Annotated in this window: 16 protein-coding genes; 15 read left to right on the top strand and 1 reads right to left on the bottom strand. The window is 66.6% G+C overall.

Annotated elements, in window-relative coordinates; translation table 11 throughout:
* Positions 1-54: 54 nt before the first annotated feature.
* The 13 genes from ldtR (at position 55) to nusB (ending at position 8,470) form a co-directional block, all read left to right on the top strand.
* Complete coding sequence (gene ldtR / locus SR870_RS06640; RefSeq protein ID WP_322517226.1) at positions 55-573, top strand: transcriptional regulator LdtR; 519 nt, start codon at positions 55-57, stop codon at positions 571-573.
* Positions 574-799: 226 nt separating this feature from the next.
* Positions 800-1,027 carry a hypothetical protein gene (locus SR870_RS06635; RefSeq protein WP_322517225.1) on the top strand — a complete coding sequence of 76 codons (228 nt, stop codon included), beginning with the start codon at positions 800-802 and terminating at the stop codon, positions 1,025-1,027.
* 16 nt (positions 1,028-1,043) lie between these two features.
* A complete protein-coding gene (locus SR870_RS06630; RefSeq protein WP_322517224.1) occupies positions 1,044-1,259 on the top strand; it encodes a hypothetical protein in 216 nt (71 codons plus the stop codon).
* Positions 1,260-1,379: 120 nt separating this feature from the next.
* Positions 1,380-1,943, top strand: a complete 564-nt coding sequence (locus SR870_RS06625) for a DUF4142 domain-containing protein (protein ID WP_322517223.1) — start codon at positions 1,380-1,382, stop codon at positions 1,941-1,943.
* 11 nt (positions 1,944-1,954) lie between these two features.
* The gene (locus tag SR870_RS06620; protein WP_322517222.1) at positions 1,955-2,152 is read left to right on the top strand and encodes a hypothetical protein; all 198 of its coding nucleotides are present in this window, start codon (positions 1,955-1,957) and stop codon (positions 2,150-2,152) included.
* A gap of 164 nt (positions 2,153-2,316) precedes the next feature.
* Positions 2,317-2,523, top strand: coding sequence for a hypothetical protein (locus tag SR870_RS06615; RefSeq protein WP_322517221.1), 207 nt, complete (start codon positions 2,317-2,319; stop codon positions 2,521-2,523).
* 146 nt (positions 2,524-2,669) lie between these two features.
* Complete coding sequence (locus tag SR870_RS06610; protein ID WP_322517220.1) at positions 2,670-3,296, top strand: glutathione S-transferase; 627 nt, start codon at positions 2,670-2,672, stop codon at positions 3,294-3,296.
* Positions 3,297-3,613: 317 nt separating this feature from the next.
* Positions 3,614-4,915 carry a serine hydroxymethyltransferase gene (gene glyA, locus SR870_RS06605; protein ID WP_322517219.1) on the top strand — a complete coding sequence of 434 codons (1,302 nt, stop codon included), beginning with the start codon at positions 3,614-3,616 and terminating at the stop codon, positions 4,913-4,915.
* Positions 4,916-5,056: 141 nt separating this feature from the next.
* Positions 5,057-5,539 carry a transcriptional regulator NrdR gene (nrdR, locus tag SR870_RS06600; protein ID WP_322517218.1) on the top strand — a complete coding sequence of 161 codons (483 nt, stop codon included), beginning with the start codon at positions 5,057-5,059 and terminating at the stop codon, positions 5,537-5,539.
* Complete coding sequence (gene ribD / locus SR870_RS06595) at positions 5,536-6,708, top strand: bifunctional diaminohydroxyphosphoribosylaminopyrimidine deaminase/5-amino-6-(5-phosphoribosylamino)uracil reductase RibD (protein WP_322517217.1); 1,173 nt, start codon at positions 5,536-5,538, stop codon at positions 6,706-6,708. Before nrdR ends, ribD begins: the two co-directional genes overlap by 4 nt.
* Positions 6,709-6,721: 13 nt before the next feature.
* On the top strand, positions 6,722-7,330 hold the full coding sequence (locus SR870_RS06590) for a riboflavin synthase (protein ID WP_322517216.1): 609 nt from the start codon (positions 6,722-6,724) through the stop codon (positions 7,328-7,330).
* A 139-nt stretch (positions 7,331-7,469) separates the two neighbouring features.
* Positions 7,470-7,961, top strand: coding sequence for a 6,7-dimethyl-8-ribityllumazine synthase (ribH, locus tag SR870_RS06585; protein WP_322517215.1), 492 nt, complete (start codon positions 7,470-7,472; stop codon positions 7,959-7,961).
* 2 nt (positions 7,962-7,963) lie between these two features.
* On the top strand, positions 7,964-8,470 hold the full coding sequence (gene nusB, locus SR870_RS06580) for a transcription antitermination factor NusB (RefSeq protein WP_322517214.1): 507 nt from the start codon (positions 7,964-7,966) through the stop codon (positions 8,468-8,470).
* 308 nt (positions 8,471-8,778) lie between these two features.
* Here the strand turns inward: nusB and SR870_RS06575 are convergent, their stop codons facing one another.
* Positions 8,779-9,750: an MBL fold metallo-hydrolase gene (locus SR870_RS06575; protein WP_322517213.1), complete on the bottom strand. Its 972-nt coding sequence runs from the start codon at positions 9,748-9,750 to the stop codon at positions 8,779-8,781.
* A 144-nt stretch (positions 9,751-9,894) separates the two neighbouring features.
* On the opposite strand from SR870_RS06575, the gene SR870_RS06570 reads away from it, so the two are divergent.
* Positions 9,895-10,863, top strand: coding sequence for a LysR family transcriptional regulator (locus SR870_RS06570; RefSeq protein WP_322517212.1), 969 nt, complete (start codon positions 9,895-9,897; stop codon positions 10,861-10,863).
* 138 nt (positions 10,864-11,001) lie between these two features.
* A complete protein-coding gene (gene thiL / locus SR870_RS06565; RefSeq protein WP_322518212.1) occupies positions 11,002-11,973 on the top strand; it encodes a thiamine-phosphate kinase in 972 nt (323 codons plus the stop codon).
* Positions 11,974-12,169: the final 196 nt, after the last annotated feature.

The raw sequence follows: 12,169 nt of genomic DNA, 5'->3' as shown, positions 1-12,169 counted from the left end.
GGACACAAGTTTCGTCGAATAAGTCGATCATAAAAAGACGACAGGGGAAGTGTCATGATCAAAGCCGTTGCCACGGCAGCCGAAGCCGCCGCGCCCGCAGTCGCAGGACAAGCGCCGGTCCAGCCGCTCTATCTCGAGGCCCTGACTCTGGTGGAGCGGCTGCATCGCCGGCTGCTCGACGTCATCAAGGACGAGTTCGACCGCCGCGGTCGCGCCGACATCAATTCGGTGCAGGCGCTGCTGCTCTACAATATCGGCGACAAGGAACTCACCGCGGGCGAACTACGCACGCGCGGCTACTATCTCGGCTCCAACGTCTCCTACAATCTGAAGAAGCTCGTCGAGCTCGGCTTTCTCGATCACCAGCGCTCGCGCGTCGACCGCCGCTCGGTGCGGATCCGGCTCACCGCGCAGGGCCAGGAGGTTCGCCACATCGTCGATGCGCTGTATCAGAAGCACGTCAGGACGGTGGAGCAGGTCGGCGGCATTTCCAGCGAGGAGTTCGCCACGCTGAACAAGTCGCTGCACCGGCTCGAGCGGTTCTGGACCGACCAGATCCTGTATCGGCTCTGATTCCCGATCCGGGAACGCGCCGACGCCAGCCGGCTCACGCCAGGCGCTGCCCGAACGAGGCAGGCACGGGCGCTTTCCGTTCCTTCCAGGCTCCGTCGTCATCGGCTCTCCGCGAGGGGAGCCGATTTTTTTGCTTCGTCATCTTGCAGCGCCGAGATTTCCGGGTCCCGGACGGGAACTTTCCGCGCTGCCGCGACTTGTTTTCGTGAAGCCGCTGGAGAGAGCGATGCTGGTGGAGCGAGGATTGCGGGTCATGAATGTCGACGTGATCGGACAGGCATACGATATCGCCGCCAATTATCTGCGCCGCACCGGCGTGATCCCCGACAGCTCGGCGACCAACGATGCGCTGCTGGAACTGATCGTGCGGATGTTCCATCGCGGCGAGACCAATCCGATCAAGCTCGCCAACAAGGCGATTTCCAACTTCGAAGCCGCCAAGATGGCGGCTTGAACCCAGAGGCACTTGCATGCAACGAGCCGTCGATCGCGTGATCCAGACATATGGTCTGCTGACCAGCCGTGAAGCTGCGGAAGAGGCGCAGACCAAGGTCGAGAGTTACATCCGGACGCTGTTCGAGGCCGGTGAGACCGATGACAACCGCCTCACCGTCTGCGGTCTGGTGTATCTGCGCGAACTCGACGGCAGCAACGATCCGGTCAAGGCGGGCTTTACCGGCCTCTAGGGCAGGTCCAGTCATCGATCCAGACCGGATCTTTGATTTGACTCCTTCTGTATACTCCTTCTGTATTCTTCGCGAACCGACTTCCACTTCGATCGAAGCCGATGGAATGGTGAGCCGAAGATGATCCGTTGGGTTGCAGGATTGGTGGCAATCCTCCCGGCGATCGTGGTGTTCGCCGGCGCCGTCGCCGGATCCGAGACGCCGCGCAAACGTTCGCTGATCGAGGACCTCGGCATCAAGCGGATGTTCGGCTGGCCTCCGAATGGCCACGACGTGCTGCGGCTGATGCACGAGTTCGACATGGTGCAAATTCGCGCCGCCGGTATCGCCGCAACGCGTGGCAACGACGCCGTGCAGCGGTTCGCACTCGAGCAGGCCGAACGCGCGCAGGAACGCGAAGCGGCGATCGCGCGGCTCAACATGTTCGCGCTGCTGAACATCGATTTCGCTGCCGACCCGAGCCTGGTGCGACGCAACGAACTCGCCGGCCTGCAGGGCGCGGTCGGGGAGGCTTTCGTCCGCGATTACACCGCCAGGCAGAAGGACGACATCGCCGACACGATCGGCATGCTGCAGCGCTATCTGCTGAATCCCGACAACGACGACGTCCGCCGCTTCGCCGAAGCACAGCTGCCGTTGTTGAAGCAGGCGCTGCGGAGTCTTCCGCCAGCTTCGGCGCCGTAGGCGACGAAGGCGTGCGCGTGGCCCGCGGGGCGCCGGCTCGGCTTCTGATCGGCTACATGGGGCCGATGTATCCCAGCCGAGGCGCCAAGCTCTCGATCGTGGCCGCGAGCGTCGTGGTCTTCGCCGAGATGAAGCAGTTGATCGCCGAGCTGGACCGCAATCCGCCGCCGGACGGTGCGCCGGATCTGCCGCCGCCGGACAAGCGGTGACGCTGGCGACGTCCCGAAAGCCCTCGCCGAGAGGCTCAATAGGTGCGAATTCCTCGCGCCGGCTGCCTGTCAACCGGATTTCGCGTCGCGGGCCGAAATTCTTGCGGCGCCGTCGCAGCGGTGCGCTACAAGGCGCGGGAGATTTTCAAGAGCAAGGCGAGGGCATGGACAAGAAGGCGATGCGCGAAGAGGCCGAACGGCTGATGCGCGAGGCGATGGCGAACCGCAAGGTGACGGTGAAGCAGGGCGACACCGTGCTGATGGTGACCTGCGGCAAATGCGGCGCGCCGAACAAGGTCAAGGCGCCGAAAGGCGTCACCCGCGTCGCCTATGTCTGCAAGGAATGCGGGGCGAAGCAGGAGACGATGTGAGGGGCGGTCGAGATCCGTCACGATGCGGAGGAGCCCGGATGAGCGCAGTGACGTCCGGGGACAATCGGTGGTGATTCGAAATTGAAGTCTCGCCTATCGCGGTGCGCATCCGTCCGCCGCCCCCTCGCACGAAGGTCGTCAGGCTCATGCTCACACTCCACCACCTCAACGACAGCCGCTCGCAGCGCATCCTGTGGCTGCTGGAAGAGATCGGCGCGCCCTACGAGCTGAAGCGCTATCAGCGCGACGCCACCACGCGGCTGGCGCCGCCCGAGCTAGCCACGGTGCATCCGCTCGGCAAGTCGCCGGTGATCACCGACAGCGACCTGACGCTGGTCGAGTCCGGCGCGATCGTCGACTACATCCTGCGCCGCTACGGCGAGGACAGCGGCCTTCGCCCCGCCGAGGGCACCCGCGACTTCGAGGCCTATCAGGAATGGCTGCACTACGCCGAAGGCTCGGCGATGCTGCCGCTGATGCTGCAGCTCTACACCAGCCGCCTGAAAGACGCCGCCGCGCCATTGCAGCCCCGCATCGACAGCGAGATCGCCAACCATCTCGGCTTCGTCGAGGGCGCGCTGAAGGGCAGGGCATACTTCGTCGGCGACAGCCTCACCGGCGCCGACATCATGATGAGCTTCGTCGCCGAAGTCGCGGGATCGTTCGGCAGGCTCGCGCCTTATCCGGAGCTCACCGCGTGGATCGCGCGGATGCACGCGCGTCCGGCGTTCGTTCGGAGCGTGGAGAAGGGCGGAGCTTATCGGATGGCGTGAGGGTGACTCGTTGCACCAGCGGTCGATTCGACGAGACGATTGCAGCGGATTCGGGAGCCATGGGTTATTGGATCGGGAACCAAGGGGCGCTTCTCCGCGATGCTGATCAACTTGGAGGGAAATTGCGGAAGCGCCCCCTCCTGCAAACCCTTCGCATCCACCATATCTGGGTCTGATCGGAGCGCATGGCCGCAAATGTGGCGGGCGTCCTTGGCCCGCCGGCGCGGATATGCTATGGCCCAGCCGCCGCTTCCGAACCGCTATCCTGTAACCGCTCGCACCCGCCTCAACCGGCTGCGGCGGTGGAGACATTGCCCATGAGCACTTCAGCCAAAACCGCGTCCGCGCCCGACAGCTTCTTCTCCGCCTCGCTCGAGCAGGCCGATCCCGAGATCGCCGCCGCGATCAAGGGTGAACTCGGCCGCCAGCGCCACGAAGTCGAGCTGATCGCCTCGGAGAACATCGTCAGCCGCGCCGTGCTGGAAGCGCAGGGCTCGGTGATGACCAACAAATACGCCGAGGGCTATCCGGGCGCGCGCTATTACGGCGGCTGCGAATTCGTCGACGTCGCCGAAAATCTGGCGATCGAGCGCGCCAAGAAGCTGTTCGGCGCGGGTTTCGCCAACGTCCAGCCGAACTCCGGCAGCCAGATGAACCAGGCGGTGTTCCTGGCGCTGCTGCAGCCCGGCGACACCTTCATGGGCCTCGATCTCGCCGCCGGCGGGCATCTGACCCACGGCGCGACCGTCAACATGAGCGGCAAATGGTTCAAGCCGGTGCACTACACCGTGCGCCGCGAGGACCAGACCATCGACATGGATGCGGTCGCCAAGCTGGCGGAGGAGACCAAGCCGAAGCTGATCATCGCCGGCGGCTCGGCCTATCCGCGCGCCTGGGACTTCAAGCGCTTCCGCGAGATCGCCGACAGCGTCGGCGCCTATTTCATGGTCGACATGGCGCATTTCGCCGGCCTCGTGGCGGGCGGCGTCCATGCCTCGCCGGTGCCGCACGCCCATGTCGTCACCACCACCACCCACAAATCGCTGCGCGGTCCGCGCGGCGGCCTGATCCTCACCAACGACGAGGCGCTGGCCAAGAAGTTCAACTCGGCGATCTTCCCCGGCCTGCAGGGCGGTCCGCTGATGCACGTGATCGCCGCCAAGGCGGTAGCGTTCAAGGAAGCGCTGCAGCCTGACTTCAAGGTCTACGCGAAGAACGTCGTCGAAAACGCCAAGGCGCTTGCGGAAACGCTGCGAGCGGCCGGCTTCGATCTGGTCTCCGGCGGCACCGACAACCACCTGATGCTGGTAGATCTGCGGCCGAAGGGACTGAAGGGCAACGTCTCCGAGAAGGCGCTGGTCCGCGCCGCGATCACCTGCAACAAGAACGGTATCCCGTTCGACCCGGAAAAGCCGTTCGTGACCTCGGGCCTGCGGCTCGGCACCCCGGCGGCCACGACCCGCGGATTCGGCGTCGCCGAGTTCCAGCAGGTTGGGAACCTGATCGCCGAAGTGCTGAACGCCATTGCACAATCCCCCGACGGCGCCGCGCCGCTGGTGGAAGCCTCGGTGAAGCAGCGGGTGAAGGAATTGACCGACCGCTTCCCGATCTATCAGTAACTAAACACCGTCATGCCCGGGCTTGTCCCGGGCATCCACGTCTACGGCGTGGCAGCGGGAGAAGACGTGGATGGCCGGGACAAGCCCGGCCATGACGACGGGAGGGACTAAACCTCCGGAGAGCACTGAGGACGCGTCGCGATGCGCTGCCCGAACTGCAACAGCCTCGATACCCAGGTGAAGGACTCCAGGCCCACCGAGGATTCCTCGGTGATCCGGCGGCGGCGGGTCTGCATCGCCTGCAATTTCCGCTTCACCACCTTCGAGCGGGTGCAGCTCCGCGAGCTGACCGTGATCAAGCGTAACGGCCGCCGGGTGCCGTTCGACCGCGACAAGCTGGTGCGCTCGCTGCAGATCAGCCTGCGCAAGCGGCCGGTCGAGCCGGAGCGGGTCGAGCAGATGGTGTCGGCGATCGTGCGCGAGCTGGAGAGCGGCGGCGAGGCCGACATCTCGTCAGAGACCATCGGCGAGATCGTGATGGACCACCTGCGCAAGCTCGACGACGTCGCCTATGTCCGCTTCGCCTCGGTCTATCGCAATTTCCGCGAGGCAAAGGACTTCGAGGCCGTGCTGGGTGAGTTGTCCGGCGAGGAGGAGTCCCGGCCGGCGCTGGTCCGCAAATGATCTTCCGCATCCTGGAAGACCAATATGCCGAGCGCGCCAAGGTCGCAAAAGCGGCCGAGAAGGCCGGCAAAGCCGCCGATCGGCGCTTCATGCAGCTCGCGCTGACGCTCGGCCGCCGTGGACTCGGCCGCACCGGCACCAATCCCGCGGTCGGGGCAGTGCTGGTCAAGGACGGCGTCATCGTCGGCCGCGGCTGGACCCAGGACGGCGGCCGGCCGCATGCCGAAGTCGAGGCGCTGGCGCGGGCCGGCGCAGCCGCGCGCGGGGCGACCCTCTACGTCACGTTGGAGCCGTGCTCGCATCACGGGCGCTCGCCGCCCTGCGCCGATGCGATCATCGCCGCGGGCGTTGCCCGCGTGGTGTCGGCGATCGAGGATCCCAATCCGCTGGTGGGCGGGCAGGGCCATGCCAAGCTCCGCGCCGCGGGCATCGCGGTCGATCTCGGGCTGTGCGCCGAAGAGGCCGCGCGCGATCACGCCGGCCATCTGTTGCGCGTTCGCGAAAAGCGACCGCACGTCGTGCTCAAGCTCGCGGTCTCGACCGACGACAAGATCGCGGCTGCCGGCCACAAGACGGTGGCGATCACCGGCGAGGAGGTAAGGCTGCGGGTGCATCTGTTGCGTGCGCAGTCCGACGCGATCCTGGTCGGGATCGGCACCGTGCTCGCCGACGATCCGGAACTGACCGTGCGGCTGCCCGGGATGGCGGCGCAGTCGCCGACCCGGGTAGTGCTGGACCGCAGCCTGCGGATCCCCGGCGATAGCAGGCTGGTGCATTCGGCGCGGACCACGCCGCTGTGGCTCATGGCCTCCGACATCGCCGAGGCCGCCGCCGCGACGCGGCTCGGCGCGGCCGGTGCGCAGGTCATCCACGTTGCCGACTGCGAGGCCACGCCGGGGCTCGACTTGCCCGCAGTGCTGCGCGCTCTGTCGGACAAGGGCGTGACGCGGCTGCTGGTCGAAGGCGGCGCGCGGGTCGCGAGCGCCTTCGTCGCGGCCAAACTCGCCGACGAGATCTGGCTGCTGCGCGGCGACAAGACGATCGGCGAGGGCGGCGTCGATGCGCTGGACGGACTCCCGCTCACCGCCATCACCCAATCGCCGGCCTGGCGCGCGCGCAGCAGCGAGCGCCTCGGACCCGACATTCTCACCATCTACGAGCCCACCTAAGAGGCCGCACCGCATGTTCACCGGCATTGTCACCGATATCGGCGAGATCGAAGCCCTGACGCCCACGGCGCAGGGGCAGCTCCACCGGCTGCGGATCGGCTGTTCCTACGACCAGACCACGATCGCCGACGGCGCCTCGATCGCCTCGAACGGAATCTGCATGACCGTGGTCGGCTCCGGCACGGCGGGCGGCCGCACCTGGTACGAGGTCGACGCCGGCGCCGAGACGCTGGCGATGACCACGGCGCAGCATTGGGGCGTCGGCACCCGGCTCAATCTCGAACGCGCGCTGAAGATCGGCGACGAACTCGGCGGCCACATCGTCACCGGCCACGTCGACGGCGTCGCCACCGTGGTGGCGCGCGAGGAACTGCCGGACATGGCGCGGTTCACGCTGGAAACCTCGCGAGAGCTGGCCCGCTTCATCGCGCCGAAGGGCTCGGTGACGCTCGACGGCACCTCGCTGACGGTCAACACCGTCGAGGACACGCGGTTCTCGGTGCTGATCATCCCGCACACGCTGACCGCGACGATCCTCGGCGACTGGCGCGAGGGCGGCGCCGTCAATCTCGAGGTCGACCTGATGGCGCGCTATGCCGCCCGCCTCAGCGAGATGAAATAGGCGGCGGCACAAACGAAGTGGTCATGCGCGGGCTTGACCCGCGCATCCATCCTCTTAACAAGAACGCATCCAAATTCTCTCGAAGGCGATGGATTGCCGGGTCGAGCCCGGCAATGACGACCAAAGGCAAGGCACCAGAATGGCAGACGCGCGGCGCGCTCCCTTGAAAGACCAGACCGACGTTTCCGGCGCGCGCGTCCTGATCGTCGAGGCGCGGTTCTATGACGACATCCAGGACGCGCTGCTGGAAGGCGCCGTCGCCGAGCTGAAGGCTGCCGGCGCGACGCACGACGTGCTGACCGTGCCCGGCGCGCTGGAGATCCCCGCCGCGGTCGTGATCGCGATCGACGCCGCGGAGGCCAACGGCAAGCCCTATGACGCGGCGATCGCGCTCGGCTGCGTGGTGCGCGGCGAGACCATCCATTTCGAGATCGTGTCGATGGAGTCGGCGCGGGCGCTGATGGATCTCAGCGTCGCGCGAAAGTTTCCGCTCGGCAACGGCATCATCACCGTCAACACCGACGAGCAGGCCTGGGCGCGGGCGAAGCCCGGCGACCTCAACAAGGGCGGCGACGCCGCGCGCGCCGCATTGGCGATGCTGCGGATCAAGCGCCGTCTGGCGCGGAGTTGATGATGGCCGATCCCAAAAAGCCGGTGATCAAGAAACCGGTGCCGAAGGGCGAGCGCAAGGCCAACCGCCGCGGTGCGGCGCGGCTCGCCGCGGTGCAGGCGCTGTACCAGATGGACATCGGCGGCGCCGGCATCGACGACACTTTCGCCGAGTTCGAGAGCCACTGGATCGGCAACGAGGTCGAGGGCGACCAGTATCTGCCGGCCGAGGCAGCTTTCTTCCGCGATATCGTCTCCGGCGTGGTGCGCGACCAGAAAAAGCTCGACCCCCTGATCGACGACGCGCTGGCGAAGGGCTGGCCGCTGGCGCGGATCGACGCGATCCTGCGCGCGGTGATGCGCGCCGGCGCCTACGAGCTCGAACACCGCAAGGACATTCCGGCCCGCGTCGTCGTCTCCGAATATGTCGACGTCGCCCACGCCTTCGTCGAGAAAGACGAGACCGGCATGGTCAACGCCGTGCTCGACCAGATCGCGCGGCAATTTCGCGAAGACGAATTCACGAAGTAATCGAGTCGGTTCGTTCGGCTGTCATTCCGACTTGCGCGTGACGCGCACAAGCCGGAATGCACCTGTGAGACGTTCCAATTCCGGCTAGAGCACTTCATCGATTATTGAAGCGATATGGCCGTTGCCAGATGCACGGACTCCTCATCCTGAGGAGCCCGGCGAAGCCGGGCGTCGCGAAGGATGGGGCGACGCATGATGGCCAGCGGCGCATGGTTCGAGACGGCGCTTCGCGCCTCCTCACCATGAGGTTGTAGTTGTGGTGAGCGTCCAGAAACGGCAGTGCTGATTCCGTCGGAGACTGAACGGCTCTAGAATTGCCAGTTGGCCGGCACCCAGGCGTAGCCGCCGTCGATCTTCAGCATCCGCCCGAGTCCGGGGAATGGATAGTGGAAGCCCAGCACCAGAAGCTTGTCGGCCGCGGCGCGGTCGAAGATTCGCCGGCGCGACTGCAGCGCGGCGTCCTTGTCGCGATCAGGACCCGGCCGCCACGGCCGATCGACATTGACGACGGGGTGATAGGCCAGATCGGCCGTGAGTAGCAATTGGTCCGATCCGGAGTGAACGAGGAACGCGGCCATGCCGGGCGTGTGTCCGAAGGCGGGCAGCGTCGTCAGTCCGGGCACGATCTCGGTGCCGGCCTGGTACAGCACGACGTCGGCGGCGACCGGCTCGACGCTCCGCTTGATTGCCGCGGCGAACCGGCGCCGAAACTCCTCGCCGACGGGAAGATACGACAGGTCCGGCTCGCCGCGGACGAAGAAGGTCCAGTCCGCTTCCGGCGCATAGACGGTCGCGCGCGGGAAGGCCTTGCCGCCTTCGGCGCTGCGCAGATTGCCGACATGATCGGGATGAGTGTGTGAGATCACTACCGCGTCGATGTCGTCGGCGCGCAGTCCGATCGTCGCGAGATTGGCGAACAGCCGGCCGCCGTTCGGGCCCATGGTCTGTGCCGCGCCGGCTTCGATCAGGATGCGGCGGCCGCCGGTCTCGATCAGCAGGGTGTTGAGGTTCAACGTCATCGTGTCGGTCGGCAGGAAGGCCCGTCGCAGCACCTCGCTCAGTTCGACCTCGGGCGCGTCGTGGGCATAGACGCTGGGCGGGCCGCTGAGCAGGCCATCGCTCAGCACGGTTGCCTGAATATCGCCGACGTGGAACCGATAGGCGCCCGAATTGCGCACCACAGCCAGCGCCTTCGCGCAGGTGGCGCCGCTGATGTTTGCGACCGGGCCGACCGCAGCGGCCAGCATGAGGCGTCGTCGGCTGATCTTGAATTCGGCCATGCCTGTCCTCCTGTCCCACGCTCCGCTTCGCTGGGGCGCGGAGCCCTATCGATGTAGGCAGGCGGTCGTGTTACAGAAACCGGAATTTCCGGATATTCGTTTTCCGCCAAATGAATAACGCTGTGCCGGCGGCAGGAGTTGGAGATGGCGTCCGACGACAACCTCTACCGCGTCGACCTCAACCTTCTCGTGGTGCTGAAGACGCTGCTGGAGACGCGCAGCGTCACCAGGACCGCAGAGCAGAACGGGATGAGCCAGCCGGCGGTGAGCAGGGCGCTCGCCAAGCTGCGAGAGCTCTTCGACGACGCGCTTCTGGTCAAGGCCGGCACGGTGATGCGGCCGACGATACGGGGCGGCCAGCTGCTCGAACCGGTTCAGAAAGCGCTGGCCGGCGTTGCCGATGTACTCGCGACCCGACCGGCCTTCGATCCCTGCAGCACCGCGCGCGTCTTTCGCGTCGCGACGACCGACTATGGTGCCACGGTGATCCTACCGCGGCTTGCGGGCCTGATGTTCGCGCTGGCGCCGAGGGCCAGCGTCGAGATCGCTCCGGTCGATGGACAGACGTTCAAGAACCTCGGCGAGACCAACACCGATCTGGCGCTGTACAGCGACAACCCCGTTCCCGCTCACCTGCACAGCCGCGATTTGTTTCGCGAGAGCTTTGCCTGTCTGGTGCGCGCCGGTCACCCGGTGCTCGATCGGTCCGCGGGAAGTCGCATGACGCTGGACGACTACGTCGCCGCCTCGCACATCCTCGTCACCGTTGTCGGCGGGCGCGCTGGCCCGGTCGATACGGCGCTGAGGTTGCTCGGCCGGGCGCGCCACATTGCCGTGCGCATTCCTTACTTCGCCACCGCCGCCCAGGTGGCGATGAGTTCGGATCTCGTGCTCACGATTCCGCGGCGCGCGGCCGAGACCTTCTCCAATGACCAACGCTTGTGTCTGGTCGAGCCGCCGCTCGAGCTTCCCAGCTTCGGCTATCGCATGGTCTGGCACGAGAAGGTTCACGCCGAGCCGGATCACGTCTGGCTGCGGCGACTGATGCTTCGTGCCGTTCGCACGGACGCGGATCCGCCCGATGACGCGGGCGCGTCGCGTGCATCCGCCTGAGTTGACGGCGAGATGCGCTCGACCGCCCGGTGCTCGGCCGCGGTGCGGCTTGCGCTCGCCACCGTTGTGGCCTTTCAGTAGCGGCCGACCTTCGACCCAGATTGGCGCTCGCGTGCCGGTCGCAAAACTGCGGTGGACATGCCCTCCGGTGAAGACGATCTGATCGCCCGTTACTTCAAGCCGCTCGCGACCGATCCGGGCGCGCTTGGGCTGGTCGACGACGCGGCGGTGCTGGCTGCGTCGCGGGACGATCTGGTGCTGACCACCGACGCCATCGTCGAGGGCGTGCATTATCTGCCCGGCGATCCGCCCGAGGCGATCGCCCGCAAGGCGCTGCGGGTGAATTTGTCGGACCTTGCCGCCAAAGGGGCCACGCCCGCGGGCTTTCTGCTGACGCTGGCGCTGCCTAAGGTCGACGAGGCCTTTCTCGGGCCTTTCGCAGCCGCGCTCGGCGACGACGCCGCGACGTTCGGCTGCCCGCTGCTCGGCGGTGACACGGTGTCGACCCCGGGCCCGATGATGATCTCGGTCACCGCGCTCGGCCGGGTGCCGCCGGGCCGCATGGTGCGGCGCAACACGTTGCGCGCCGGCGACCGCATCGTCGTCAGCGGCACAATCGGCGACGCCGCCCTCGGGCTCGACCTGCTGCAGGGCGCGCGAGCAAACATCGCTGATGAGCACCGCGCCTTCCTGATCGATCGTTATCGCGTGCCGCGGCCGCGGCTGTCGCTGGCGCAGGCGGTGCGTGACCACGCCGGCGCAGCGATGGACGTGTCCGACGGACTGGCAGGCGATCTCGCCAAGATGTGCACCGCCTCCGGCGTAACCGCAATTCTCGACGCCACCGCCGTTCCGCTGTCCGACGCGGCGCGGGCGATGCTGGCGGGCGAGCCGGCGAAGCTGGCGCGCGTGCTCGGCGGCGGCGATGACTACGAGGTGCTGTGCGGCGTCGCACCTGGTCAGCTCGATCTGTTTCTTGCTGCAGCGCAGCGAGCGGGTGACGCGCTTACCGTGATCGGCTCCGCCGAGGCTGGAACCGGCGCGCCGCGCTGGCACGATGCCGAGCGCCGTGACATTTCGCTGTCAGCTCTATCATACAGTCACTTCTAGCGCTTAGTCGCTGGTATTCCGGCGCGAGGGATACGGCTGGAATTCGCCTCAGCCTCCGGGAAAAGCCCGGGTTAGTCCCTTCGCAGCGATTGCGGAGCAACCGTGATTTTGGCATGGTCCGCGGCGATTTGGGGCTGCTCCGCAAGAGAGCAAGCCATCTTTTTGCGCGCCTGCGGCATCACGGCCATAGGCACGG

The organism is Rhodopseudomonas palustris, from assembly GCF_034479375.1.
In the GTDB taxonomy this organism is placed as follows: Bacteria; Pseudomonadota; Alphaproteobacteria; order Rhizobiales; family Xanthobacteraceae; genus Rhodopseudomonas; species Rhodopseudomonas palustris_M.
The sequence above is the reverse complement of the archived record's forward strand: the minus strand, read 5'-3'. Positions and strand labels throughout refer to the sequence as shown.

Coding starts and splice junctions, on each gene's coding strand:
- SR870_RS06610 (WP_322517220.1), top strand. CDS start 2,670: ATGCTCACACTCCACCACCTCAACGACAGCCGCTCGCAGCGCATCCTG.
- SR870_RS06570 (WP_322517212.1), top strand. CDS start 9,895: ATGGCGTCCGACGACAACCTCTACCGCGTCGACCTCAACCTTCTCGTG.
- SR870_RS06590 (WP_322517216.1), top strand. CDS start 6,722: ATGTTCACCGGCATTGTCACCGATATCGGCGAGATCGAAGCCCTGACG.
- SR870_RS06635 (WP_322517225.1), top strand. CDS start 800: ATGCTGGTGGAGCGAGGATTGCGGGTCATGAATGTCGACGTGATCGGA.
- ribH (WP_322517215.1), top strand. CDS start 7,470: ATGGCAGACGCGCGGCGCGCTCCCTTGAAAGACCAGACCGACGTTTCC.
- SR870_RS06625 (WP_322517223.1), top strand. CDS start 1,380: ATGATCCGTTGGGTTGCAGGATTGGTGGCAATCCTCCCGGCGATCGTG.
- thiL (WP_322518212.1), top strand. CDS start 11,002: ATGCCCTCCGGTGAAGACGATCTGATCGCCCGTTACTTCAAGCCGCTC.
- SR870_RS06630 (WP_322517224.1), top strand. CDS start 1,044: ATGCAACGAGCCGTCGATCGCGTGATCCAGACATATGGTCTGCTGACC.
- nrdR (WP_322517218.1), top strand. CDS start 5,057: ATGCGCTGCCCGAACTGCAACAGCCTCGATACCCAGGTGAAGGACTCC.
- nusB (WP_322517214.1), top strand. CDS start 7,964: ATGGCCGATCCCAAAAAGCCGGTGATCAAGAAACCGGTGCCGAAGGGC.
- SR870_RS06615 (WP_322517221.1), top strand. CDS start 2,317: ATGGACAAGAAGGCGATGCGCGAAGAGGCCGAACGGCTGATGCGCGAG.
- ldtR (WP_322517226.1), top strand. CDS start 55: ATGATCAAAGCCGTTGCCACGGCAGCCGAAGCCGCCGCGCCCGCAGTC.
- SR870_RS06575 (WP_322517213.1), bottom strand. CDS start 9,750: ATGGCCGAATTCAAGATCAGCCGACGACGCCTCATGCTGGCCGCTGCG.
- ribD (WP_322517217.1), top strand. CDS start 5,536: ATGATCTTCCGCATCCTGGAAGACCAATATGCCGAGCGCGCCAAGGTC.
- glyA (WP_322517219.1), top strand. CDS start 3,614: ATGAGCACTTCAGCCAAAACCGCGTCCGCGCCCGACAGCTTCTTCTCC.